Origin of the sequence: Taibaiella koreensis, from assembly GCF_003545715.1 — a bacterium.
Classification (GTDB): Bacteria; Bacteroidota; Bacteroidia; order Chitinophagales; family Chitinophagaceae; genus Taibaiella; species Taibaiella koreensis.
Genome location: NZ_QVNU01000001.1, coordinates 762,680 through 785,741 on the forward strand (window position 1 = coordinate 762,680; position 23,062 = coordinate 785,741).

The 23,062-nt window shown below is 51.0% G+C and carries 26 protein-coding genes; 8 read left to right on the top strand and 18 right to left on the bottom strand.

Going from position 1 to position 23,062, the window contains the following annotated elements; all coding sequences use genetic code 11:
- The first annotated feature begins 163 nt into the window (after positions 1-163).
- Positions 164-466, top strand: coding sequence for a hypothetical protein (locus tag DZK30_RS03410; protein WP_118972663.1), 303 nt, complete (start codon positions 164-166; stop codon positions 464-466).
- Positions 467-539: 73 nt separating this feature from the next.
- Here DZK30_RS03410 and rpsG read toward each other — a convergent pair whose 3' ends face one another.
- The 6 genes from rpsG to DZK30_RS03440 all read right to left on the bottom strand — a co-directional run bounded on the left by rpsG (position 540) and on the right by DZK30_RS03440 (position 4,254).
- The gene (gene rpsG / locus DZK30_RS03415) at positions 540-1,007 is read right to left on the bottom strand and encodes a 30S ribosomal protein S7 (protein ID WP_118972664.1); all 468 of its coding nucleotides are present in this window, start codon (positions 1,005-1,007) and stop codon (positions 540-542) included.
- Positions 1,008-1,115: 108 nt separating this feature from the next.
- A complete protein-coding gene (gene rpsL, locus DZK30_RS03420) occupies positions 1,116-1,496 on the bottom strand; it encodes a 30S ribosomal protein S12 (RefSeq protein ID WP_118951131.1) in 381 nt (126 codons plus the stop codon).
- 104 nt (positions 1,497-1,600) lie between these two features.
- Positions 1,601-2,071: a hypothetical protein gene (locus DZK30_RS03425; protein ID WP_162902807.1), complete on the bottom strand. Its 471-nt coding sequence runs from the start codon at positions 2,069-2,071 to the stop codon at positions 1,601-1,603.
- Positions 2,072-2,073: 2 nt separating this feature from the next.
- A complete protein-coding gene (locus tag DZK30_RS03430; RefSeq protein WP_162902808.1) occupies positions 2,074-2,457 on the bottom strand; it encodes a hypothetical protein in 384 nt (127 codons plus the stop codon).
- Positions 2,447-2,998, bottom strand: a complete 552-nt coding sequence (locus DZK30_RS03435) for an RNA polymerase sigma factor (RefSeq protein ID WP_118972667.1) — start codon at positions 2,996-2,998, stop codon at positions 2,447-2,449. The genes DZK30_RS03430 and DZK30_RS03435 overlap by 11 nt, the downstream gene beginning before the upstream one ends.
- Positions 2,999-3,114: 116 nt before the next feature.
- Positions 3,115-4,254, bottom strand: a complete 1,140-nt coding sequence (locus DZK30_RS03440) for an acyl-CoA dehydrogenase (RefSeq protein WP_118972668.1) — start codon at positions 4,252-4,254, stop codon at positions 3,115-3,117.
- A gap of 150 nt (positions 4,255-4,404) precedes the next feature.
- On the opposite strand from DZK30_RS03440, the gene DZK30_RS03445 reads away from it, so the two are divergent.
- The 3 genes from DZK30_RS03445 to DZK30_RS03450 all read left to right on the top strand — a co-directional run bounded on the left by DZK30_RS03445 (position 4,405) and on the right by DZK30_RS03450 (position 6,095).
- Positions 4,405-4,632 carry a hypothetical protein gene (locus DZK30_RS03445; protein ID WP_118972669.1) on the top strand — a complete coding sequence of 76 codons (228 nt, stop codon included), beginning with the start codon at positions 4,405-4,407 and terminating at the stop codon, positions 4,630-4,632.
- A gap of 87 nt (positions 4,633-4,719) precedes the next feature.
- The gene (locus DZK30_RS25640) at positions 4,720-4,920 is read left to right on the top strand and encodes a chryseobasin-related MNIO class RiPP peptide (protein WP_162902809.1); all 201 of its coding nucleotides are present in this window, start codon (positions 4,720-4,722) and stop codon (positions 4,918-4,920) included.
- Between the two features lie 35 nt (positions 4,921-4,955).
- On the top strand, positions 4,956-6,095 hold the full coding sequence (locus DZK30_RS03450; protein WP_118972670.1) for a multinuclear nonheme iron-dependent oxidase: 1,140 nt from the start codon (positions 4,956-4,958) through the stop codon (positions 6,093-6,095).
- Between the two features lie 460 nt (positions 6,096-6,555).
- Here DZK30_RS03450 and DZK30_RS03455 read toward each other — a convergent pair whose 3' ends face one another.
- From DZK30_RS03455 to DZK30_RS03480, 6 genes are all read right to left on the bottom strand, one after another.
- Positions 6,556-7,311: a DUF481 domain-containing protein gene (locus DZK30_RS03455; protein ID WP_162902810.1), complete on the bottom strand. Its 756-nt coding sequence runs from the start codon at positions 7,309-7,311 to the stop codon at positions 6,556-6,558.
- 60 nt (positions 7,312-7,371) lie between these two features.
- Complete coding sequence (locus tag DZK30_RS03460) at positions 7,372-8,292, bottom strand: archaemetzincin (protein WP_118972672.1); 921 nt, start codon at positions 8,290-8,292, stop codon at positions 7,372-7,374.
- Positions 8,293-8,296: 4 nt separating this feature from the next.
- Entirely contained in the window at positions 8,297-9,034 is a 738-nt protein-coding gene (locus DZK30_RS03465; protein WP_162902811.1) for a carboxypeptidase-like regulatory domain-containing protein, read from the bottom strand.
- A 172-nt stretch (positions 9,035-9,206) separates the two neighbouring features.
- A complete protein-coding gene (locus DZK30_RS03470) occupies positions 9,207-10,130 on the bottom strand; it encodes a carboxypeptidase-like regulatory domain-containing protein (protein ID WP_118972674.1) in 924 nt (307 codons plus the stop codon).
- Positions 10,131-10,242: 112 nt separating this feature from the next.
- A complete protein-coding gene (gene lpdA / locus DZK30_RS03475; protein ID WP_118973389.1) occupies positions 10,243-11,649 on the bottom strand; it encodes a dihydrolipoyl dehydrogenase in 1,407 nt (468 codons plus the stop codon).
- A 404-nt stretch (positions 11,650-12,053) separates the two neighbouring features.
- Positions 12,054-12,827 (bottom strand): DUF3592 domain-containing protein, encoded by a 774-nt coding sequence (locus DZK30_RS03480; protein ID WP_118972675.1) that lies wholly within the window; start codon positions 12,825-12,827, stop codon positions 12,054-12,056.
- Between the two features lie 221 nt (positions 12,828-13,048).
- On the opposite strand from DZK30_RS03480, the gene DZK30_RS03485 reads away from it, so the two are divergent.
- Both DZK30_RS03485 and DZK30_RS03490 read left to right on the top strand, forming a co-directional pair.
- The gene (locus tag DZK30_RS03485) at positions 13,049-14,986 is read left to right on the top strand and encodes an ABC-F family ATP-binding cassette domain-containing protein (protein ID WP_118972676.1); all 1,938 of its coding nucleotides are present in this window, start codon (positions 13,049-13,051) and stop codon (positions 14,984-14,986) included.
- Positions 14,987-15,177: 191 nt separating this feature from the next.
- Positions 15,178-15,864, top strand: coding sequence for a response regulator transcription factor (locus tag DZK30_RS03490; protein WP_118972677.1), 687 nt, complete (start codon positions 15,178-15,180; stop codon positions 15,862-15,864).
- A gap of 295 nt (positions 15,865-16,159) precedes the next feature.
- Here the strand turns inward: DZK30_RS03490 and DZK30_RS03495 are convergent, their stop codons facing one another.
- The 6 genes from DZK30_RS03495 to DZK30_RS03520 all read right to left on the bottom strand — a co-directional run bounded on the left by DZK30_RS03495 (position 16,160) and on the right by DZK30_RS03520 (position 19,491).
- Positions 16,160-17,185: an MvdC/MvdD family ATP grasp protein gene (locus DZK30_RS03495; protein WP_118972678.1), complete on the bottom strand. Its 1,026-nt coding sequence runs from the start codon at positions 17,183-17,185 to the stop codon at positions 16,160-16,162.
- A 27-nt stretch (positions 17,186-17,212) separates the two neighbouring features.
- Entirely contained in the window at positions 17,213-18,211 is a 999-nt protein-coding gene (locus tag DZK30_RS03500; RefSeq protein ID WP_118972679.1) for an MvdC/MvdD family ATP grasp protein, read from the bottom strand.
- Positions 18,212-18,331: 120 nt separating this feature from the next.
- Positions 18,332-18,583, bottom strand: coding sequence for a microviridin/marinostatin family tricyclic proteinase inhibitor (locus DZK30_RS03505; RefSeq protein WP_118972680.1), 252 nt, complete (start codon positions 18,581-18,583; stop codon positions 18,332-18,334).
- Between the two features lie 115 nt (positions 18,584-18,698).
- A complete protein-coding gene (locus DZK30_RS03510) occupies positions 18,699-18,920 on the bottom strand; it encodes a microviridin/marinostatin family tricyclic proteinase inhibitor (protein ID WP_118972681.1) in 222 nt (73 codons plus the stop codon).
- Between the two features lie 33 nt (positions 18,921-18,953).
- Positions 18,954-19,187, bottom strand: coding sequence for a microviridin/marinostatin family tricyclic proteinase inhibitor (locus DZK30_RS03515; RefSeq protein ID WP_118972682.1), 234 nt, complete (start codon positions 19,185-19,187; stop codon positions 18,954-18,956).
- Positions 19,188-19,254: 67 nt separating this feature from the next.
- Positions 19,255-19,491: a microviridin/marinostatin family tricyclic proteinase inhibitor gene (locus DZK30_RS03520; RefSeq protein WP_118972683.1), complete on the bottom strand. Its 237-nt coding sequence runs from the start codon at positions 19,489-19,491 to the stop codon at positions 19,255-19,257.
- 403 nt (positions 19,492-19,894) lie between these two features.
- On the opposite strand from DZK30_RS03520, the gene DZK30_RS03525 reads away from it, so the two are divergent.
- Together DZK30_RS03525 and DZK30_RS03530 are read left to right on the top strand one after the other, a co-directional pair.
- A complete protein-coding gene (locus DZK30_RS03525; protein WP_118972684.1) occupies positions 19,895-22,174 on the top strand; it encodes an NADP-dependent malic enzyme in 2,280 nt (759 codons plus the stop codon).
- Positions 22,175-22,234: 60 nt separating this feature from the next.
- A complete protein-coding gene (locus DZK30_RS03530; protein WP_118972685.1) occupies positions 22,235-23,062 on the top strand; it encodes an RDD family protein in 828 nt (275 codons plus the stop codon).

Consider the following 23,062-nt stretch of genomic DNA (forward strand, 5'->3'; position numbering starts at 1 on the left):
GTAAGGTAGGGCAAAATGATGATCAATGTTAACGGAGCTTAAACCCAAAGCAGCTGCGGCGCTTGTTAGCGGTCGCAACAACGTTAAAACAATATGAAATTCGGTGACCGGCAGGGACGGTTGCAAAATATTGAGGAACTTTAAACGATTAAAACAAAAAGCTATGAGCGTAAGTGCAAAGCATATCGCCACCTTCCTCCTGGGCGCAGCTGCAGGTGCGGCGGCCCTCAAATATTCATCCATGAGCGATGAGGAAAAAGAAAAGCTGATGGCCAGCCTTAAGGAAAAGGCCGGTAAGGTGAAAGACGAAGCCGAAACCACCTTTGAAAAGGCCAAGGATTATTTTTCGGAACTGACTACCAAAGGAGGCGAATCGCTTAAGGACCACTGGGCCGATGCGGAAAACTTCCTGAAAGACCTGTTCAAAGGAAAAGAAGACGGCGGAGAGAAAGCCACACCCGCCTGATCAGGATAGAACGTCACATGAAAAAGCCTGCAAACTGATGTTTGCAGGCTTTTTTCCAAAAAATATATAAGGGTTATACCCGGAAGTGAGCGAATGCCTTGTTCGCGTCAGCCATACGGTGTGTATCTTCTTTCTTTTTGAATGCACCACCTTCACCTTTGCTTGCTGCGATGATCTCGTTAGCCAGCTTATCAGCCATGGTCTTACCGTTACGCTCGCGGCTAAAACGGATCAGCCATTTCATGCTGAGAGAGATCTTACGATCGGCACGTACTTCAGAAGGGATCTGGAAAGTAGCGCCACCGATACGACGGCTGCGTACTTCTACAGAAGGGGTAACATTTTGTAAAGCTTTCTTCCAGATTTCATAGCCATCTTCAGAAGTGATCTGGCTTATCTTGTCAACCGCATCATAGAAAATGTTGAAAGCAGTAGTCTTTTTACCGGCCCACATCATAGTGTTTACGAAACGGGTAACCTGTTTGTCGTTAAACTTAGGATCCGGAGCCAGAGGGTGTTTTTTAGCTTGCGCTTTTCTCATCGATTTTAATTTTTAAATTTCAGGCTGAATTTCTTCAAGTATTAAAACTTTACTCAGCTTTTTGTGTACAATCTTGTCATCGCTTATCCAAAGAGGAATAAGTATGGCTTATTTTTTCGCTTTTTCCTTTTTGGTACCGTACTTAGAGCGGCTTTGCTTACGGTCTTTTACGCCGGCAGTATCCAAAGCGCCACGTACGATGTGGTAACGTACACCTGGCAGATCCTTCACACGACCACCGCGAATCAGCACGATGGAGTGCTCCTGCAGGTTGTGACCTTCACCGGGAATATAGGCGATCACCTCAATTTTGTTGGTCAGACGTACTTTTGCTACCTTGCGCAGCGCAGAATTCGGCTTCTTGGGCGTTGTCGTGTACACACGGGTACATACTCCGCGACGCTGAGGGCAATCATCCAATGCGGGTGATTTCGATTTGGCTTTGATCTGAGTACGTCCCTTACGAACTAATTGTTGTATAGTAGGCATTCCTGTTAATTAAATATTTTTTTGGACTGCAAAGGTAAGGCCTTTTATTATTTATCCAAAATTTTTTTACTTTTAATTCGGGTTTTAACACGCATACCCTTAACTTACTGCCGGCCGGCCTGTCTTTTCTGCCGCTCGGCCTGTATTTTGAGCGCAAAGTCCTGCTCGGCCTGCTGCAACGACAGCAATTCCCTTGGGCTTATTATCTTCAGGAATTCCTTTTTGTATTTTTCCTTAACGGTGAGTAATTTCTTCGCATTTTCCAGCCGTTCGTTCATCAGCCGATCGGCCTCATCATCGTTCAGGTCCTGCCTGTCCTTTAATTTTTGCTGCAGACTACCCTTGAAAATAACTCTTTTTTCGGCCAGATAGGCATTATAAACCGGTTGCAGGCGGCCGGCGCGCTGCTTGTCGAGCTGCAGCCTGTCGACAATAAAGGCCCAACGGGCTTCTTTTACCTTTTGCAGGGCATGGTTCCTGGCCGGCGGCGGAGCCATAGCCTCCTGGGCGGTTGCCGCCGGAGCCATCGACAAAAGGAAAAGGCTAAAAAGGGTAATCAAGAGTGTGTTGTTCATATTTATTCGTTTTCATCAGGTTCGCCGGCTTCCGGCAGCTCCTCTTCGTTTAATTGATGGACCCAGCTGAGGTCGGCGTCGCTGAGGCCGCTTATGGCTTTGTCCAGCCTTTGTTCCGCGGTCAGCGACGGAGCGGTAGCCACCTTGCCGGCCGGACCGTTTTCCCGTTGCACCACATATAGCGATAGAATAAGTGCGATTCCTGCTGCGAGGCTGGCCGCCGGTCGCCAGAGCCGTTTTCTACGGCGCGGCGGTGCATGCTGCGCCCTGTCGGCCAGCACTTTCGCTTTGAGCCTTTGCTGCATCGCTTCCCATTGTCCTTTATCCAGGTCGTAGGGAGAATGCTGCTTCAGGTAATCTTCCTGCTCTTCCATATCATACGGCATGGCGCAACTGTTTTTTAATACGTTCGAAAGCGTAGTGGTAATTCGTTTTCAGGCTCGATACCGAGGAACCGGTGATGCCACTGATCTCTTCGTAGCTCAATTCGTCGAAGTAGCGCATGTTGAATACCAGGCGCTGCTTTTCGGGCAGGAGCAGGATCGCTTCATGAAATTTCAGCAATATTGTCTCCGCTTTAAGATCATTTTCCGCGTATAAAGTCCGGGCCAACCATTGTCCTTCGTCGTCAAACCCCTTGAGCACCAGCTTCTTTTGCCGGTAAAAGCGGAGGCATTCCCGGGTAGCGATGGCATAGAGCCAGGTGTACAGGCGGCTTTCCCTTCTGAAGTCTCCTATGGCCCTGAAGGCATTGATCAGGGTTTCCTGCAGCACATCTTCGGCATCCTGTGCACCTACGACCATGCGCCTGATAGATTGGTATAGCCGCTGGCCGTACGTCTTCATTAGCAGATCAAATCCTTTGTCTACATCAACCTCACGGCTGCACAACTGTATGATCTGTTCATCGATATCGGTAACGGCCATAATCTAAAGCTACCCTTCAGTAGTGAGAGTCTTCGCAAGGGCAAAGGTTAAATTTTAAAAAAAGAGAAGTCAAGTTTTTCGAAACTTGACTTCTCTTTTTTTAATTAAAGCGGTAATTATTTCAGAACAGTACGGCTGATCACGATCTTTTGTACCTCGCTGGTACCTTCGTAGATCTGGGTAATCTTCGCGTCGCGCATCAGGCGTTCTACGTGGAATTCTTTTACATAACCGTAGCCACCATGGATCTGTACCGCTTCGTTGGTCACGCTCTGGGCGATCTCGGAGGCGTACAACTTGGCCATGGAGCCTGCCAGCGTATAATCCTGGCCCTGGTCTTTCAGCCATGCGGCCTTAAGACACAGCAGGCGGGCAGTCTCGATCTGGGTAGCCATATCGGCCAGCTTGAAGGCCACGGCCTGGTGGTTCATGATCTCGGTGCCGAAGGCTTTACGTTCCTTGGAATACTTAAGCGCCAGCTCGTAAGCACCGCTGGCAATACCCAATGCCTGGGATGCGATGCCGATACGGCCACCGCCCAGGGTTTTCATCGCAAAGTTGAAGCCGAAGCCATCTTCGCCTATGCGGTTTTCCTTAGGCACTTTTACATCCTGGAAAGAAATGCTGTGCGTATCGCTGCCGCGGATACCCAGCTTGTTCTCTTTTGCGCCCACAGTAACGCCCGGAGTGTTCTTATCCACGATAAAGGCGTTGATGCCTTTGTGCTTCTTGGCAACATCGGTTTGGGCAATAACGAGATAAGTAGAAGCGGAATTTCCGTTGGTGATCCAATTCTTGATCCCATTTAGTATGTAGTGGTCGCCTTTGTCCTCAGCAGTTGTCCTTTGAGAAGTAGCATCGGAGCCAGCTTCGGGTTCGCTCAGCAGGAAAGCGCCGATCAGCTGGCCGGAAGCCAGGGGCACCAGGTATTTTTGTTTTTGTTCTTCTGTTCCGTAGGTTTCGAGACCCCAGCATACCAGGGAGTTGTTTACGCTCATTACTACCGAAGCCGAAGCATCCACTTTGGATATCTCTTCCATTGCCAGCACATAAGATATGGCATCCATTCCCGAACCGCCGTATTTAGGATCTACCATCATACCCAGGAAACCCAGTTCGCCCAGCTTCTTGATCTGTTCGGCGGGGAATTTCTGATGCTCGTCACGCTCGATCACGCCGGGCAGAAGCTCATTTTGGGCGAAATCGCGGGCAGCCTTCTGTACGGCCAGTTGTTCTTCGGAAAGTTGAAAGTTCATAAACAGGTTAAGTTTTAGACAAATAGTCAGACAGGGTGCAAAAATAATTTTTTACCCGGTATCCGCAAATTGTCTTTGAGCCCTTTAGTAAAATTGTGAAGCCCGGTATGGAATCGGCGACGCGATAGCATCTTATTTTAAAATGACGTTATGAAAATACCCGCAGCCCTTTTACACACCCTGAGCCTGGCCCTCCTGGCCAGCGCCTGCCAGAGCAGTCCTGCCGGAAAGCAGCCCGAAGCGCAGGTTGGCCAGATCGTCCGTGATTCCGTTACCCGGCTCCCGGCCCCGGTCGATACCCCACAGCTAAGCAACGGTCTCCGGCAGCAAATTTTGCCCGGGGAAGGCGACAATTGTCCTCCCTGCGGCAGGGGATGAAAAAAATAGGAGCAGCTTCTAAGAATCGTCTCCGGTTGCACGTCTATATAGACAGGAACTGTATCATTCATCACTAAAGACAAAATCATGAAGGTCTCGAAAGCATTACTAGGCGCCATACTGGTGGGGATTACCGTGCAAACCGCAGCAACTTCCTGCAGCAAAAAGGAAACAAATCGCATTACACCCCAAACCGGCGCCCAAGCCGGGGAGCAGGTACAGCCGCCACATTCCAACCCGGAACCACCACAACCCGGTGGCAATTGTCCCGGTTGTGGTATGGGATAAAGAAGTATATTACAGAACAGCTATCGACTAACAGAATGGAATACGAACCACTAAGATCAACTATTGCGTGTAACCTGGATGCCGGCATTTTGTCGGCATCTTTACCTTTATTTGAGGAAGCTCGCGTGGAGGCGATCGAGTGGGCGTTCGATACCCTGTTCCGGCTGGAAACCATTCCTGTATGGTTTGAAGAGCTATTGGAGGCCTTTAGTAAGGAAAAGCGGCTTATCGGGCATGGGGTGTTCTTTTCCCTGTTTTCGGGGCGCTGGCAGCCGGAGCAGCAGCGCTGGCTCGATCAATTACGGACACTTTGCCGGAAATACCATTTCGATCATATTACGGAACATTTCGGCTTCATGACAGGGGCCGATTTCCATCATGGCGCACCGCTGGGCATTCCTTTTACGGCCGAAACGCTCGCGCTGGGTCGCGACCGCCTCGCCCGCATTTACGATGCCTGCCAATGCCCGGTGGGCCTGGAGAACCTGGCCTTTTCCTATTCACTGGAAGAAGTGGAGCGGCACGGCGCCTTCCTCGAAGAGCTGCTGCAGCCACTGAACGGTTTTATCATACTCGATCTCCATAACCTGTATTGCCAGCTGCATAATTTTTCCCTGGACTTCGATACGCTCATTAAGCGCTATCCCCTGCACCGGGTAAGAGAGATCCACATTTCGGGTGGTAGCTGGGAGCCTTCGGCTTTATTTGAAGGTAAATCTGTGCGCCGGGATACGCACGACGATACCGTGCCTGAAGAGGTGTTTGTGCTCCTCGAAAAAACGATTCCCCTTTGTCCTTGTCTTAAATATGTGGTGATGGAGCAATTGGGTACCGGCCTGGCGACGGAGCCCAGCAGACAGGCATTCCGCAACGACTTTATACGCATGCAGCAGATCGTATCGGCCGCCACGGCACAGCCCGCTGCCTTCCTGCCGGAGGCCTTTTTACCACCTGATATCCTGCCGGCCGGCCCTGTAGTGGAATCAGCAACACTGCATAACCAGCAGCTAGAACTGTCGGCGATACTGGAGAGCAGCGCCGGCTATGAAGATGCGCGCCAAAGGCTGGCTCATTCTTCTCTCGCCGGTACCGGTTGGCAGGTAGAGGCATGGCAGCCGCACATGCTCGAAACAGCAGTACACATCGCGCAGAAATGGCGTAAGAAAAATACTTAAAATAGGGCACCTAAGCCGTAAAGCAGTATCTACAGCGGTATCCGGCATGACGATAGTGTTTCGTGTTTTGATATGAAGCCTGTCTAAAATACATCAGTCCGGAATACAATACCTCAGCCCTATAACTGTATAATAAGCCTGGGTGCGTGGCTACCCCAAAATAGTGGAGCATTATTTTGGGTCTCCTTTTTGCGTTACTTTTTGGAGCAGCAGAAAGTAACAAAGTCCACACTGGCTCCAGGTAATCGGTGTGTTTTATAGCCAGCAGTACCCTTCACTGCACAAGCCGTGCATTTTCTTAATAGAATGACAATACGAATACCGCTTTGTGAGCGGGTTTCCCGCAGCGTCGCCTCGGGAAAATAATCTTGCCCTACGATCTGGCGGTATAGGATCGTCAGTAATTAACGGGTTGAAAGATTGTTTGCGATTCTCTGTGCGTGCGGATAGTCAGACCACTTTAAAAAAAACGTTCGGCTACCAGGCCGTAGGTAAACAATATATTTTCCCGCTGTGTGCGGCTTACATTGTTATAGGTAAAGGTTGTGGTAAAGCTAAGCCATTTCCATATTTTGATCCCCAGGCTGGCATTGGCCATAATGATGAAATCCCCGCCATAATTGAGTGAAGGCTGGTAAAAGCCTGCGCTGTTGAAGGTAAGCAGCTCCTTGTACTGGAAACGGTACTGGATCCTTAACGAGTTGCGGAAAGTATAATAGCCCAGCTCCGATTGGTCTTCCTGGATGATATTGCTGCGCTCGTACAAAAGACCATCGCTGATGCTCAGCATCATCTTCTGCCGGTCAATAAGCCGGTAGGCCGCACCCAGCCCGGCTTGCATCTGCTCGTTTATTTTAAGAGAAAAGCTGGACGTAAAGTTGACCAGACCCCAATAATAAAAATGCGGGAAAGTCTTGTACAAATTAAAGTCCAGCGCCGTGGTAAAATCGTTATTGGTCAGCCTGCCGGGCGTATTGCCATAGATCCAGGAAGTCGTCGAGTTCATCACAAACCTTTGCTTTCTTATGCTGTATTTCACACCGTTATTCAGCAGGTAGGTCAGGCCATCGGCCGTGCGGTTAAAGGTACCCGACGAAGAGATATTGATCATATGGTGCACCGAGTCGCTAAACTGCGCGCGGGCGGCAAAGGGTAGGAGGCAATAACAGATCAGGTAAAGGTAACGGGCCATCGGCAAAAAGCAGTTCCGGCGCAAGCTGCCGGGGTTTATTGGCCTGTAAAGATAACCTCGCCTGCCAAAACCGCGAAACACTTATTATTGTTTTAACAGTTGTGCGGCCCAGGTATAATAGGCGAGAGCGGCTGTGTCACAGTGGTTCCGACGGTAGAACTGCAGTAAGTCTTCAACATGCCTCTCCGGTTGGACCCGGCGATTGAAGCATACTTTGGCCAGGCATTCCCAGCACAACCAGGATGGTTGCCGGTCGCTCTCGGAGAGCGAATTGCTACCGTTCATACAGCATTCGTATAAAACACAGTGACCGATGCCGAACATATGGCCGGTTTCGTGCGCAGCAACCTGTATGGTCCGTTTGAGGCAAAGTGCATAAGCGGCAGAACCGGTATGGTAGTCTCCCAGGCGTGCCAGGCTCCATACACCTATGCGCCGCTCTGTGCTGGCCTGTCCGAATACAAAATTCCAGTTATCATCGGGATAAAGGTCATAAGGAGTGAAAGCAAGCAATGCAAAGGCGCTGTCTGGAAGCAAGGCCGGGAGCAGGCTATCCAGCAATATACGGGTCTGGAGCTGTAAGCCGTAGCTGTTCTGACGTTGGTAGCCGGCGCCAATAGAGCCGATTCCCACTGTGGGCAGCTCTGCTACCGGGATCTGGAAAAACGAGGAAAGAAAGGTTTTGGTCTGTTCCAGTATCGAACGGCCTTCTGCATCAAAGCGACCCAGCTGCACTACATACAGCGTTGTACGCTGGGGTGTTGCTGCGGTAGGATTACGGGCGCAATAGGCCTTAACGGGTTCCTGTATCTCCGTATACCTGCTACGCCATTCGCCAGGCTGAGGCGGGTGCTTGGTCCGGGTCAGCGGTTTCAGATGCTGGCAGCCGGACAGGATATCCGGCCCGCGCTTATGGGTGCTGCAGGCGCTTAGGATAAACAGTAAGAGGAATAGCAGGCGCAACATAGACTTTCCGGTATGACGCATGTACTGTGTCAAATGCATAAGCTCAGCGATCTTTTTTCCGGAAAGGCTTGGTAAGACGGTACCAAAGGCCTTCAGGTTTTTCTATATCGGGCCGGCCATACATCATTACTTCATCTATCTCATTACTGTCTCTTTGTTTCATCCGGATAGTTAAGTAAGCCTTGTCGTCGGTTACGCTGATTAGTGTATCCTGCATGGCAAGGGCACGGATGACGAGTGATACCGGCTGCCGTTGGGGAACGGGGATTTCAAGCCTGAAATGCCCATCGTTATCCGTCATTGTGCTGGTTTGAGTATGCTCCAGTATCACAATAGCGCCGGGGCTAGCCTCTCCGTTGTCGTCCAGCACCTGTCCCCTGATCCTTATGGTATCTGTGGATGCTATTGGCGTGCTTGTTTGCCCGCCTTTATCATAACCGGGATGTTGCTCCATCTGGTTTGTCTGTCCGTAAGTTCTCGTAGCAATGCCGGCCAGCCCCAGGAAGGCGGCTGCGACATATTTGCTGCCGGTCCGGAGCCAGGCAGGCATGGAGTACTTTTTCGTATCCAGCGGCAAGGACAATTGATGGGCGGTGAAACGGCCGCAGGGCAAATCGGGCGCTTTTTGGAAATAAGCAGTGAATTCGGCATCGCTGTAAGCACTGAAGTCGATTACCGTTTTCTGGCAAGCGCTGCAGAAGCGGCCGCAGGATACGGGTTGCATAGTGTTCCAGTCTTCGGTGCACGGGGCGGGTAGGGATAGTTGTTTACGTCTCTTCATGGGAATAGGTTTGCTACTGATAATACACGCTTCCCTATTCATCGTACTATAGAAGTGATCAGCATTACTGATCGGAGCGTCGCCACTTTGCGGCTGAACAAATCGTTCCGTTTCCCTTTTCCTGAACGGGGATAGAAAAACCGGTTTACTTTTAAGGCAGGAAATTGATTGGTTACTGTCGGTATTTTTTCCGGAAAGACCTGGTCAGGCGCCGCCACAATGAAGGTTTTTCGGTCTTTGCGATCACCACGCCGTTAATAGCACGGGTGCCATATAATGCTGTTGCTTCGGCTGGCATCAGCTTTCTGACAATGTGCACAGAGGGCGCCAATCCCGCCAGACCGTCAGCATAGGGTTGTCCATCAAGAATGACGAAGGGGTTGGGTGTGGGCATCGCTCTTGGCGCAATGGCGCTGTAAGGTATAGTCGATACACTGCCCATGATCATTTTAGGGTTCAGCGGCAGACCCTGTACCACTACTTCTTTCAGTTCGTTGCTGAGAGAGGCAAGCTGCACCGTCAAGGCCCTGTCTGTACAGGATACTTTTCGGGTCAGTGTTATTTGGCCTGCTGCGCTAAAGATGAGAACACCTTCATTGGTGTCAAGGGTTATGGAGAAGTAACCTTCCGCATCGCTTACGGTGGTGTTGTTTGTCCCTTCGATCTGTATGGCCGCACCGGGCAGGGCATCGCCGGCTTCATCTACGACGGTGCCATACAGGGTCGTGGGAAAGCAAGTTGTGCGCGATACCGGTGTTTGCTGTTGCGATTGCGCTGTCGAAGGCGCGGCCTGCAGTGTTAAGGGCAGCAAGCCCATAAAGGCATACCGCAATGTTTTGTGCCAGGGTTTGCCGGCAGGCGGTCGTTGTGCCTGTTGCAACGGAATTTCCAGCCATAGCTGGTGCGGGCTGAACCGGCCGCAAATGCCGGTACGGTCTGCACTAAAATACCGGATAAAGGCGTCGTCGGAAAATGTGCTAAAATCGATTACGGTCTTGCTGCAGGCACCGCAGAATTGGCCGCAGCCATCGGGCTGCATCTGTTCCCAATCTTCAGAACAGGGTTCCGGCAGGGCCACACGATGGGTCGTCTTCATATGTTTAAAGATGCAGGATCACGCGCAGCGGTTGGAATGGCACAAAAAAATAAATGCCTTCCCTGAGGAATGGCATTTATTTTGGAAATATTAAAAGATATACAGGACCTGCTTACAGGTGGATCGCTTCGCCCAAGGCCACTTCGATCGCGTCTTTTACCGCTTCGCTCATGGTAGGGTGGGGGAAGATGGTATCCAGCTGCTCATGCCAGGTGGTTTCCAGCTTACGGGCGGTTACGGCCTCGGAAATGATCTCGGTCACATTGGCGCCGATCATGTGCATACCCAGCCATTCGCCGTATTTCGCATCAAATACTACTTTAACGAAGCCTTCGCTGGCGCCGGCTGCAGTAGCCTTGCCGCTGGCAGAGAAGGGGAATTTGCCTACTTTAATTTCGTAGCCGGCTTCTTTAGCTTGCTTTTCGGTCATGCCCACAGAAGCAATCTCGGGTGTGCAATAAGTACAGCCTGGTACATTGCCATAATCCAGGGGCTCGGGCTGATGATCAAATTTGCCTTCTTTCTTACCGATTGCTTCGATACAGATCACGGCTTCTTTCATCGCCACATGCGCCAGCGCCTGGCCGGGAACGATATCGCCGATAGCATAAATGCCTTCAACATTGGTTTTGTAGTAAGGATCGACGGTCACTCTACCCTTATCTGTTGCGATGTTCAGGGTTTCGATACCGATATTTTCCAGGTTGGTGGCTACGCCTACGGCGCTCAGCAGTACATCGGCTTCCAGGGTCACTTCTCCGTTAGCTGTTTTTACGGTGGCTTTTACACCGTTGCCGCTGATGTCTACTTTCTCAACGGAAGAATTGGTCATTACTTCAATGCCTTTCTTCTTGAATGATTTTTCCAGCTCTTTGGAGATATCGTCGTCTTCTACCGGTACAATGCGGGGCATGAATTCAACGATGGTCACCTTAGTACCGATGCTGTGGTAGAAATAGCCAAACTCTACGCCGATAGCGCCGCTACCCACTACGATCATGGATTTGGGCTGCTGGGGCAGGATCATGGCTTCGCGGTAGCCGATCACTTTTTTACCGTCGATCTGCAGGTTGGGCAGCTCGCGGCTGCGGCCGCCGGTTGCCAGCACTACGTGCTTGGCCTGGTGCGTGGTCACATTACCATCTGCGCCGGTTACTTCCACTTCTTTTTTTGCATTGAGTTTACCATGTCCGACCAGCACGTCGATCTTATTCTTCTTCATCAGGAACTGGATGCCCTTGCTCATTTTATCGGCAACGCCACGGCTGCGCTGGATCACTTTTTCGAAATCCACTTTAGCACCTTCCACCATCATGCCGTAATCCTGTGCATGGCTGATATATTCAAACACCTGCGCTGATTTCAGCAGGGCTTTTGTAGGGATACAACCCCAGTTGAGGCAGATACCGCCCAGGCTTTCCTTTTCAACGATTGCTGTTTTGAAACCCAATTGGGAAGCGCGGATAGCGGCAACATACCCGCCGGGACCACTGCCTATTACGATCACATCGTATGCCATAGAGTAGAAATTGATTTGTTTTCCAAATTTATAAAACAGGGCAAATGTAGGCAATAAAATGTAAAAACGCGGGTTGGGTATCAGCGCTATTATCCGGCATAATATTTTGATAAATGTCAGCACCGGGGCGGTCCGGGTAACTTTTAAGCGTAATATTTATTGATAAATATCAGGACTGTGTGTCGTATTTCCGGGACCATATTATTTTATCGTAAAACATTACAAACAGCATTCTGCGTTGATCCGAAAACTTACCTGGCAAATGGTATGGTAGTGCCGGTACAGCATGCTGCCGTTGTATCAGCGCCGAATATCATCTTACAGGCAGGCTGCCATTGCTGCCGCGTACACCTGTACACCTCCGAGACGGGAAGGAAGGACTTTTTACCCGGCGGGCTTGATCCTTACCAGGTTTTGCCCGCCAGCAGGCGTATGTAGGCATAAAACGAAGGCAGCAGCACCAGGATAAAAAAGATACAAATAGCCAGCGCCCATACAGGCATGTCGGGCTTGTCGCCTCTGAAATAAGCAATAACAGCATAGCCCAGGCCGGCCATAAAGGCAAGCATGACCAAGGGAACAACCAGGAAAAGCAGGAGCTTAACACCTGTTCTGGTCAGTTTTTCCATGCCGGCGCCACTGGCATATGCTATTGCCGCTATCGAAAAATAAGCCAGTATCAGCAGCATAAGTGTGCCACCGCCGACAAGCAGGTATTTGCTGGTCGAAAATTCTTCAGCATTGTCCATGCCGGGTCTGTAACCTACTGTCAGCAAGGCACCTATAGCCTGGGGACCCGATGAGGAAACATCCGATTTCAATTGCCGTTCCTGCCCGTTCTGATCTGTGAAGACGACAATGGGCCGGTACATCGTTGTACGGCGGGTGCTGCCATTGTCCCGGCTTTCGCTTATATAGGTCTCGTGATCCACCACTCTGGCCTGGTACCGGGGAAGGGTGAATACATTGTAAACAAAGCCGCCCAGCATGCCGCCAAGGCTGGCCGTAAAGCCGAAAATGATAAAAACGACTAGTGTCACATACCCCATGCTGACACAGCCCGGTCTCCGGTTCCTGCCGCCACGGCGCAGGATGCCGGCGGCCATCACGATCGAGAGCAGCAGCAGGCCCAGCGCGGTCCAGCCATAGGACGTTATTTGTAAGATGAGGAGATGCATCTGTCCGGGGAATTAAGGATACAGGGCAAATTAAAGGCATATCTGCCGGAAAGCAGCGGCCGATTTTTATCCGCAGGGATAAGGGCCGGAAGTGGACTGCTCCGTCCCGCTTGCGTTGGGAGCGATCCCGCTCAGGCTTCCGAGGCGCGAAATCCCCGCAAAATAGATTAATTTTGCCCCCTCAAATTTAAAAACTGGTTCCGTAACCACGGACAGAGCATATGTTACTAGCATTAAATAATGTTTCCTTTTCCTTTGGCGCCAGGCCCATGCTTACCGAGGCTAACTGGCAGATCGGCGAAGGGGAACGCATAGGCCTTATAGGGCCTAACGGAGCGGGAAAATCCACATTGCTGCGCCTCATTATGGGGGAGTACACGATAGACAGCGGCAACATACAAAGGGCCAATGATACCTCCATCGGCTTCTTTAACCAGGACTTGCTCAGCTTCTCCTCCTCCGATTCTATTCTCTCGGTGGGCATGACGGCATTTGAAAAGGCCGTAGCGATCGAGAAAACGATGGAAAGCATCATGAAGGATCTCGAGACCAACGGCGACGATGAAGAGCTGCTGCTGCAATACAGCGAGGCGCTGCACGATTTTGAAATGGCCGGTGGTTACGAAATGGAACACCGTACAGCAGAAGTGCTGGAAGGCCTGGGCTTTTCTACAGCCGATCTGCAGCGGCCGTATAATGAATTCAGCGGTGGCTGGCGTATGCGTGTGTTGCTGGCTAAGCTGATGCTGCAGCAGCCCGATATCCTGATGCTGGATGAACCGACCAACCACCTTGATCTGCCTTCGATCGAGTGGCTGGAACGGTATCTGCAAAGCTATCCCGGCACGGTGATCATCGTATCGCATGACCGTTATTTCCTGGACCGTATGGTGACCCGGATTGTAGAGCTGTTCCAGCAGGATCTCATCAGCTATAGCGGCAACTATTCGTTCTACGAGGTAGAAAAAGCAACCCGTATGGAATTCCTGGAAAGGGAATTTGAGAACCAGCAAAAATATATCGAACAGCAGGAGCGTTTTATCGAACGTTTTAAGGCGAAGGCCAGCAAGGCCAAGCAGGCGCAGAGCCTGATGAAGAAGCTGGATAAGATCGAAAGGATAGAGCTGCCCGGAGGCAATGCGCCTCGGATGAATATCAGCTTTGACGTGGAAAAGCAGCCGGGCAAGATCATTTGCGACCTGAAGCATGCATCAAAAAATTATGGCCCCGTGCAGATACTCAATAATACCAATGCTGAGATCGATCGTGGCGACAAGATTGCCCTGGTGGGGGCCAATGGTAAGGGAAAGTCGACACTGATGCGTATTGTGGCCGGTACAGAGCCTTTTGAAGGAGAACGCAGCGGCTGGCACAACGTGAAAGCGAGCTTCTATGCGCAGCACCAGCTGGAATCGCTCAACCTGGAACATACCCTGCTCGAGGAGATGAAGCACTGCGGTAGCGGCAAAACAGAGCTTGAGCTGCGGCAGCTGCTGGGTTGCTTCCTGTTCAGCGGCGACGATGTGTTTAAAAAGATCAAGGTATTGTCGGGTGGAGAAAAAGCCAGGGTGGCCCTGGCCAAGGTAATTGCCGGCAAGGCCAATTTTCTGCTGCTGGATGAACCTACCAACCACCTGGATATTCAATCCGTGGAGTTGCTGATCGAAGCCCTGAATAAATATGAAGGGACCTATGTGCTCATTTCACACGACCGTTATTTCGTTAGCCGCACGGCCAATAAATACTGGGAAATTGAAGACGGGAAGGTAAATGCCTTTGCCGGCACCTACGAGGAATGGGCTACCTGGAAAGAAGAACGGGCCGAACGCCGGAAACAGGACGCAACACCTGCGCCTGCGCCGCGCAAGCAAGAAGTTAAAAAAGAGCAGAAACCCGTTGTAGATACGAAAGAGCAGAACGACCGTAAAAAAGAATTGCAGAAGCACCAGAAAGAGCTGCAGAAAGTAGAGCAGCAGGTGAATGAGGTGGAGACCGAAAAGATCCGTCTGGAACAGGCTATGGCCGATCCCAAGATATACGCCGATAACCAGCAATTCAAAGCAGTTGAACAGCAATACCAGGCCTGTGTGGCTTCTCTGGGCGTGATACAGCAGCGTTATGATACCCTTTTTGAGAAGATCATGGAATTGGAAGAATAACGAACGCAGCGATAAAAACAAAGCGGAACGGACCATATATCCGTTCCGTTTTTTTGTTTTCCGGCGGCCTGCTAAATGGCCGGTCGCATGAGCTAAGGTTAAGGGGCCTTTACAGGGTAAAGGTAAACAGGAGATTTTGAGCGCTATATACCCGGTTACAGGTATATTTGTGTCATCGATTACCATTTGCCATGACCCCTCAGATATCGCCAAACCTTCAATTACGAATCGATGAAAAAATAGCGGAATTGCACCGCATCGCCGCGCATATGCCCGGTGTAATCATTGTACATTCTATCCCTGGTTTCCGCGTAGAATATATGTCGGAGCCGGGGCTGGCCAACCTCGATACGACCATCGAAAAGCTCAGGGCCATGGGCATGGATTACTATGCTTATTATTTTAACGATGAAGATGCCGCAGACTACATTCCCAAGGTGGCAGCGATGATCGGCAGGAATAGCTTCGACGAGCAGGTGTCTTTTTTTCAGCAGGTGAGGCGTTTCCCCGGCGATACCTGGAGCTGGTATTTCAGCACCACACGCCTGTTCCTGCAGGACGAAGCGGGGCAGCCTTTGCTCACCATTACCACGGCCTTGCCCATCGACCCTTTGCAGCATGTAACCGCCAAAGTAAGCCGCTTGCTCGATGAGACCAATTTTGTAAGAAGCCATCAGCAGCGCTTTGAGAGCCTTACCGAACGGGAGCGCGAAGTACTGCGTCTGCTGGCCATGTCTTTTTCGGCAGCAGAGATTGCAGATCGGCTGGTGATATCGGTACACACGGTGGAGACCCATCGCAAAAACCTGCGTAAGAAGCTGCAGGCCACCACGGCTTACGAGATCAATCGCTTCGCTTCGGCCTTCAATCTGATCTGAGTGTTTCCATACGGTTGTGCTGCTGCGTTTCCCGCGGCGGTGCTTGACGCTGCTTGCCGGTTGTAACAAGATAGCGGTCTGAACGGCAAAGAGGCTGACGAAGACGGGATTTTATTTTCTCGCAGCGCCGCTGCGAGAAAATACAGCTATGTTTAGCCTTGCGACAAACGTCACTATACGGCGTGCCGGTCTGAATGCGAATAGCGGACGGATCACAAAAGGCCTTCGGATGCGGCAGCAAAAAAGCGCACCTATAAGGGATACGCTTCCGTTTAAATAAGACGCTGGTATGCCGCTATGCCGTAAGCGTAGGCTCTGCCAGCACGATGGGCTGAAAACGACGGGGCGCCTCACCCAGCAATACTTTCGCAATTTGCTCCGATATCTGGCCTTCAATAAGCCGGTCAAGCCAGAAATATTCGCCGGCTGAATTGATCTCCAGGAAATAATAATCACCTTCAGGGTTCACAATGATATCAATGGCGCCGTAATTGACCTGGTACACATCCATCAGCCGCAGCAGCTTTTCTCTGATATCTTCCGGTAGCTCGTAGGGATCCCACTGATCCAGCAGTTCCAGGCCTTCCCTGCGCCAGTCAACTTTGGCATTGTCCAGTTTTTGGGAATCCACAGAGAAGCAGTACACCGCATCGCCTACAATGGTAATACGCAGCTCGCGGGCCTTTTCGATCTTCTCCTGGAATTGCATAGGGCAATACTGCAGCGTATCGACCGTGTCCAGGTTATCTTCTGTGATCACATTGGTAAAGACCACATGCTCGACACCCTCACGGTAGATCGCGAAAGAGCTTTGCATCTTAACGATAGCGCCGTTGCGGTGTTCCTGTACAAAGCGCCGGGCTTCCTCCGGGCTGTTGGTGATACAGGTATCCGGTATTTTAAGCCCCAGACCCGAGGCGATCTTCATTTGCTCTTCTTTACTGTCGAGGCGGCGGTATTGGCTGAAGCGGCCTATCTGGAAACAATGCAGGCCTTCCAGCATCCCGAACAAGGTCTGTCGCACTTCGCCATGGACACTGCTCAGGTATTCGGGCTCCAGCACCTTGTTAAGGCCGTCGCCCAGGTTATGGCTGCGACGGTACCATACGGCGTCAACGTCGTGCAGCGTCTCCCGCTTGCCGTCACGGTCCAGGAATATCTGCCACTGGCCTTGCTGATAGCAGGTGCTGAGGCTGTACTCAAGCGGGTAAAGGTCTACATTGAAGCGGATGACCTCGGCGCCCATCCGGCGCAGGTTTTCCGATACGATCTCAATACATTCGTTGTCGCGGGTATGGGTAATGATCAGAACTTTTTTCATCGGTTCAATTTTGGTGTTTGCGTATGTTTAGTTCATTAATGGCTGTGTTGTCGGTATGCGGGCAATGAGCTTCGCGGCTATTGTTTCTCCTATGGGATAGCCCAAGTCCCGTTGGAGCATGCCCCATTCGCCCTGTGGGTTTACCTCCAGGAAGATGTAGCGGCCATCGGTATGACGTATCATATCGATAGCGCCGAAGAGCAATCCCATTTCTTTCATCATGCTGTCCAGCGCAATAGCAACGTCTTCGGGCAATGTGTAGGCTTGCCATACCAGCGGAACATCTGAGGCCACCCGCCAATCGGTGCGGCCACGGGTTGAGCCGCTGGCGTCTATTTTCCCTGCAAAGAAGGCGCCGTCTACATACGCGATCCGCAGCTCGTAGGCTTTGGGAATAAGTTCCTGGAAGATCATGGGACAGTAAGGCAGGCCCTGCAATTGTTCCAGGTCCTTCTCTTCTACCTGTGTGGTGGGAAAGAAGGGTGTATTGCCCGCCATACTGCGCGACAACGTGCCATGCAACTTGGTGATCATTTTGCCTTTGCAGGTATTATAAAAGAAATGCTGTACCTGCTCCGGATCGTTGGTGAAGAGGCTCTCAGGTATCTCCAATCCGTTCTTGTGGGCCAGGTCCAGTTGCAACGCCTTGTTGCCGCCGATCCAGTGGTCCTGTGCTATAGGATTCATCCAGGGAACGTGGCGCAGCGCATCGAAAAAAAGATCGCGCATGGTCGTATACTCCTGGTAAAAAATAGACTGATACTGCGGGTCGAGCTCCTGTGGCGGTTTTACACCCCATAGCTTGCGGTACCATACGCCGGTTACCTCGTCGCTGCTGAAGCTGCGGTCGGGCGTATGCAGCGTAAAGGAGAGCGGACCGCCTTTTTGCGAAGCATAGCTGAAGGTCAGCTCATGCGAAAAAGTGTCCGAATTAAAGCGGTATACGTCATGCCCCAGCTCGCGAAGTGCTTTTTCTACAATATCGATCGTGTAAAAGTCCTGGGTATGGGAAAGGCAAAGTATCATAGCGTATGTCCATAGTTAATGAAAGGCTGCGATCGTACCTCGGGGATCGGTGCCTTGGTTCAGGGATAGAAATGGAGCTGTCCCTTTCAGGGCAGCTCCATCTGGTAAACAGGATGTGTGTTACAGATCGATCGGCATCGGATCGTCGTCGCCATCCGAAGGATATTTCTGGGTTTGCGCCATATCGGCCAGAGGCTTTGTATGCGTATCCTCCTGGTCAGAGGGATACTTCTGTGTCTGGGGCGAATCGGCCAGACTCATGGTGTGGATAGGCGGATTGTCGCCGCCTTGTACCTTGTCTTCATTTTGCTTGTCCATCTGGTTCTCCAGGAAAGCGGAGAAGAAGGGTTTTTGCAGGTTTTGCTTTTTCATAAAAAAGAAATGGATTGGGTGAATAATGGGTCTACGTCTATGGGACATCTGCCCTTATGGTACTTAAAACCTTCCCGGCCGCAATAGTGCGGCCGGGAAGGTCATTTGCCTTTGATCAGGCGTCCTCCCAATCGGAGGGGAATTTCTTGGAATAATCGTCGTCTTTCTCCTTGTCCGTAGGATTGTCTTCCTGATCGGAAGGATACTTCTGCGTTTGGGCCTGGTCGGGGATCACATTGGTAGTAGATGGATCGCCACCACCCTGTATGGATTGCTGCGCCTGGTTTTCAAGGAAGCCGGCAAAGAAAGGCCTTAGCAGGCCGGTGCTCTTTTTCATAATGGTTGTTTTGGTATTTGGTTAAAAAAATGCTCAGCGCCACTCGTCGTTATCAGACGGCGCTTTCATCGTTTGTACACTATCCTTGATCACGCTTGTAGGACTGGGATTGTCTTCCTGGTCCGAAGGGTATTTCATCGTTTGCGGCTGGTCTGCCAGCGCATTGGTAGGCGAGGGGTCGTCCCCTCCTTGTATTGCTTGCTGTGCCTGGCTTTCGAGGAAAGAAGCAAAAAAGGGCTGGTGTAAACCTGCTGTTTTCTTTTTCATTGGTCTTGGTTTGGTTTTGAACAGATGAGAAAAAGGAGAAACGCTGGGTTGTGTAAAGCTTGTTTTTTTAGATGCCGTCTTCGTCACCGTCCGAGGGATACTTGTCCGTATGACGGATATCCGCAGCGGGTTTGGTAACATCATCTTCCTGGTCGCTCGGGTATTTATTCGTCTGCGCTTCTTCCAGGTCGGATGGGAATTTAAGCGTCTGCCCGCCCTGAACGGCGGTTTCGGATGGTTTCTTTAGCTGGTTTTCAAGAAATCCGGCAAAGAACGGTTTAGCGAGGCCTTGTTCTTTTTTCATTTTGTGTTGGTTTGGACGTTAAGCAAAAATCTACGGGCCGGTTCAGGTGGCGCCTCCCTTGCCGGCGGGATATAGGGTTGAGCAATACCAATAATATTGCCTTTTATCAAACTTTACTAAAACGTTACCGAAGTTAAAGTCATTTTTCCTGAATAAAAAAATATTGACCGAATTTTAAGGCCACTTATGTAGCCCGGAAATAAACAGGTTATTGAAATTCAATCTTGTAAATTGTTGTTTGTGAAATGTAAACGGTAATGCTAATTTTTGTTTTGAAAAATACACCTGCTATATCGCTCCGGAGCTACACCTTCGCCTATCATTGCCGAATGGTTGGATTGATCATTGGAAAGGACTGACTATCATCATGGAAATGTGGCCGAAATGGCTAAATTTGCTTCTTATGAACAATCGCAAAATTAACCCGCAGGACGCGCTGGATTACCATAGTCAGGGACGTCCCGGAAAAATAAAAGTCGTTCCCACTAAGAACACCAAAACCCAGAGAGATCTATCCTTAGCTTATTCCCCCGGTGTGGCAGAACCTTGCCTCGCTATTAAAGACAATCCTGAAGACGTTTATAAATATACCGCCAAAGGCAACCTGGTAGCCGTGATCAGCAATGGTACAGCCGTGTTGGGACTTGGCGATATAGGCCCTGAAGCGGGTAAGCCGGTGATGGAAGGCAAAGGAGTGCTATTCAAAATATTTGCCGATATCGATGTGTTCGATATTGAGCTTAACGCAAAGGGTGTCGACGAATTCATACAGGTGGTAAAGGCGCTGGAACCTACATTCGGCGGTATTAACCTGGAAGATATCAAAGCGCCTGAATGCTTTGAGATCGAGCGCCGCCTTAAAGCGGAGCTGAATATACCGGTGATGCACGACGACCAGCATGGTACCGCGATCATCTCGGCAGCAGCCCTGCTCAACGCTCTGGAGCTGGTGAACAAAAAGATCGAAGACGTAACCTTTGTCGTGAACGGCGCCGGAGCGGCCGCTATCGCCTGCGCCAAGCTTTATGTTGCCCTGGGTGCACGTCAGGAGAACATACTCATGCTGGACAGCAAGGGCGTGCTCAATACCAGACGCACAGGCCTGGACGCCATGAAGCTGGAATTTGTACGCGACACACCGGTCGATACGCTTGAGGATGCGATGCGAGGCGCCGATGTCTTTATCGGCCTTAGCAAGGCAGGCGTACTCACGCAGGATATGGTGCGCTCCATGGCTACACAACCTTTGGTGTTTGCGATGGCTAATCCCGACCCGGAGATCACCTGGGAAGACGCCGTGAGCGCAAGGCCCGACGTGATCATGGCTACCGGCCGCAGCGATTATCCCAACCAGGTGAATAATGTGCTGGGCTTCCCCTTCATCTTCCGTGGCGCGCTCGATGTGCGTTCCCGGCAGATCAATGAAGAAATGAAGCTTGCAGCGGTACACGCCCTCGCTGCGCTTACCCGTGAGCCGGTACCCGATATGGTGACCATGGCCTATGGCGAAAAGAATCTTTCCTTCGGTCCGCAATACATTATCCCCAAACCGCTGGATCCCAGGTTGCTGACAAGGGTGGCGCCTGCCGTAGCCCGGGCGGCTATTGAAAGCGGCGTGGCCCGGCAGCCCATAGAAGATTGGGAAAAGTACGAGCATGAGCTGGCTGCACGCCTGGGGCTGGACAACTACATTATACGCGTGCTCAACAATAAGGCCCGTAAAGACCCGCGCCGCGTGGTATTTGCCGAGGCCGATAACGTTAAGGTGCTCAAAGCCGCGCAGATCGTAAAGGACGAGGGTATAGCCATACCGATATTGCTGGGCAATGAAAAAAAGATAGCGCAGCTATTGCTGGAAAACAATATCGATCTGAAGGGCGTGCCGGTGATCGATCCCCGCAGCGACGAAATGATCGACAAACGCAACCATTTCGGCGAGCTCTTTTTCGAAAAGCGGCAGCGCAGGGGCTTCAATATCTATGAAGCCAGGAAGATCATGCGCGAGCGGAATTACTTTGGCTGCATGATGGTGGAAACCGGTGAGGCCGACGCGCTCATCAGCGGTCTTACCCGCAACTATCCCGATACAATAAGGCCTGCGCTGGAAATTATCGGAATGGAAGAAGGGGTGAAGAAAGTGGCCGGTATGTACATCGTCCTTCGGCCTCAAGGCCCGTTGTTCCTGGCTGATACCACCGTCAACCTGAATCCTACTGCCGAAGAGCTGGCTGATATTACTATGCTTACTGCTAAAGAGGTAAGACAATTTAACATCGAGCCGCGTGTGGCCATGCTGTCCTATTCCAACTTCGGCAGCAGCCGCACACCTGAGGCGATCATGGTGCGCGAGGCGCTGCAACTGGTCAAGCAGGCAGATCCCGGCCTGATAGTGGATGGCGAAATACAGGCATCTATGGCCTTCAACAAGGAAGTGCTTCAGGATAGCTATCCCTTTTCTCCCCTGATAGAAGGCGAGGTCAATACCCTGATCTTTCCCAATCTCTCGGCCGGTAATATTGCCTATAACTTGCTGATGGAAGTGGGTGGCTTCGAGGTGATCGGGCCTGTGTTGCTTGGTCTCAAAAAACCGGTGCACATCCTGCAACTGGGCAGCAGCGTACGGCAGATATGCAGCATGGTCGCTATGGCGGTAATGGATGCGCAGGTAAAATGCACACGATAACGGATCATTGAAGATGGCCGTACGCTCCGGCGTGCGGCCATCTTATCAATAAGCAGCTATATGGCTTTATTTACGGTTACGACGCCTTTTAATATCGACCTGGAATTTTCCCTGGCAGCCTTTCACAAGCGTATGTTCGCCTGGCTGATCGACCTGCTGGTGATCTTTATTTATTGTTATATCATGCTGTTCTTTATTTATAAGAACCTTGTAGCAGACTTCTCCTGGCGGGAGCAGGCGCGCGACAACGTGCAGTCGGTGCTGGTGCTGTTTACGGTATCGATACCGGTGATGCTGTACCATCTCCTGTTTGAAGTATTTATGAATGGCAGGAGTCCGGGCAAATGGTTCCTGGGCATCAAAGTCATGAACCGGGAAGGCGCCTCTGCAACGCTGTCCCAGCTTTTGCTGCGCTGGATCCTGTGCCTGCCCAATTATTTCCTGATCCTGGTTATCTGGGCCTACTCGCCTTCTTATTTACTATTGATCGCCATTGTGCTGGGCATTGCGGCGCTACCCGATATCATCAGCATAGCGGTATCGGCCAAGTCGCAGCGCCTCGGTGATCTTGCTGCCGGAACGGTAGTTGTTGATACCCGTTACCATATGGATATTGCCGAAACGATCTATGTAGAAGTAGCGCAGGAGGGATATCAGCCGCTTTACCCGCAGGTGCTCAAGCTCACCGATCGCGATATCAACGGTATCCGCAACCTGCTCACAGGCAAGATGAGCAAAGAGTCGGAGAACTATATCTACCGTGTGGCCTACCGCATAGAAGAGGTACTGCAGATCAAGATGAACGGCGAACCTGTGGCATTTTTGCAGACCCTTCTTAAAGATTACAATTACCTGACACAGAACAAGGGCGCTGCCGACAAGTTCTGA

Excerpts from the sequence above, each read along its gene's own strand:
- DZK30_RS03410 (WP_118972663.1), top strand. The coding sequence starts at position 164 with ATGAGCGTAAGTGCAAAGCATATCGCCACCTTCCTCCTGGGCGCAGCT.
- rpsG (WP_118972664.1), bottom strand. The coding sequence starts at position 1,007 with ATGAGAAAAGCGCAAGCTAAAAAACACCCTCTGGCTCCGGATCCTAAG.
- rpsL (WP_118951131.1), bottom strand. The coding sequence starts at position 1,496 with ATGCCTACTATACAACAATTAGTTCGTAAGGGACGTACTCAGATCAAA.
- DZK30_RS03425 (WP_162902807.1), bottom strand. The coding sequence starts at position 2,071 with ATGAACAACACACTCTTGATTACCCTTTTTAGCCTTTTCCTTTTGTCG.
- DZK30_RS03430 (WP_162902808.1), bottom strand. The coding sequence starts at position 2,457 with ATGCCGTATGATATGGAAGAGCAGGAAGATTACCTGAAGCAGCATTCT.
- DZK30_RS03435 (WP_118972667.1), bottom strand. The coding sequence starts at position 2,998 with ATGGCCGTTACCGATATCGATGAACAGATCATACAGTTGTGCAGCCGT.
- DZK30_RS03440 (WP_118972668.1), bottom strand. The coding sequence starts at position 4,254 with ATGAACTTTCAACTTTCCGAAGAACAACTGGCCGTACAGAAGGCTGCC.
- DZK30_RS03445 (WP_118972669.1), top strand. The coding sequence starts at position 4,405 with ATGAAAATACCCGCAGCCCTTTTACACACCCTGAGCCTGGCCCTCCTG.
- DZK30_RS25640 (WP_162902809.1), top strand. The coding sequence starts at position 4,720 with ATGAAGGTCTCGAAAGCATTACTAGGCGCCATACTGGTGGGGATTACC.
- DZK30_RS03450 (WP_118972670.1), top strand. The coding sequence starts at position 4,956 with ATGGAATACGAACCACTAAGATCAACTATTGCGTGTAACCTGGATGCC.
- DZK30_RS03460 (WP_118972672.1), bottom strand. The coding sequence starts at position 8,292 with ATGCATTTGACACAGTACATGCGTCATACCGGAAAGTCTATGTTGCGC.
- DZK30_RS03465 (WP_162902811.1), bottom strand. The coding sequence starts at position 9,034 with ATGAAGAGACGTAAACAACTATCCCTACCCGCCCCGTGCACCGAAGAC.
- DZK30_RS03470 (WP_118972674.1), bottom strand. The coding sequence starts at position 10,130 with ATGAAGACGACCCATCGTGTGGCCCTGCCGGAACCCTGTTCTGAAGAT.
- lpdA (WP_118973389.1), bottom strand. The coding sequence starts at position 11,649 with ATGGCATACGATGTGATCGTAATAGGCAGTGGTCCCGGCGGGTATGTT.
- DZK30_RS03480 (WP_118972675.1), bottom strand. The coding sequence starts at position 12,827 with ATGCATCTCCTCATCTTACAAATAACGTCCTATGGCTGGACCGCGCTG.
- DZK30_RS03485 (WP_118972676.1), top strand. The coding sequence starts at position 13,049 with ATGTTACTAGCATTAAATAATGTTTCCTTTTCCTTTGGCGCCAGGCCC.
- DZK30_RS03490 (WP_118972677.1), top strand. The coding sequence starts at position 15,178 with ATGACCCCTCAGATATCGCCAAACCTTCAATTACGAATCGATGAAAAA.
- DZK30_RS03495 (WP_118972678.1), bottom strand. The coding sequence starts at position 17,185 with ATGAAAAAAGTTCTGATCATTACCCATACCCGCGACAACGAATGTATT.
- DZK30_RS03500 (WP_118972679.1), bottom strand. The coding sequence starts at position 18,211 with ATGATACTTTGCCTTTCCCATACCCAGGACTTTTACACGATCGATATT.
- DZK30_RS03505 (WP_118972680.1), bottom strand. The coding sequence starts at position 18,583 with ATGAAAAAGCAAAACCTGCAAAAACCCTTCTTCTCCGCTTTCCTGGAG.
- DZK30_RS03510 (WP_118972681.1), bottom strand. The coding sequence starts at position 18,920 with ATGAAAAAGAGCACCGGCCTGCTAAGGCCTTTCTTTGCCGGCTTCCTT.
- DZK30_RS03515 (WP_118972682.1), bottom strand. The coding sequence starts at position 19,187 with ATGAAAAAGAAAACAGCAGGTTTACACCAGCCCTTTTTTGCTTCTTTC.
- DZK30_RS03520 (WP_118972683.1), bottom strand. The coding sequence starts at position 19,491 with ATGAAAAAAGAACAAGGCCTCGCTAAACCGTTCTTTGCCGGATTTCTT.
- DZK30_RS03525 (WP_118972684.1), top strand. The coding sequence starts at position 19,895 with ATGAACAATCGCAAAATTAACCCGCAGGACGCGCTGGATTACCATAGT.
- DZK30_RS03530 (WP_118972685.1), top strand. The coding sequence starts at position 22,235 with ATGGCTTTATTTACGGTTACGACGCCTTTTAATATCGACCTGGAATTT.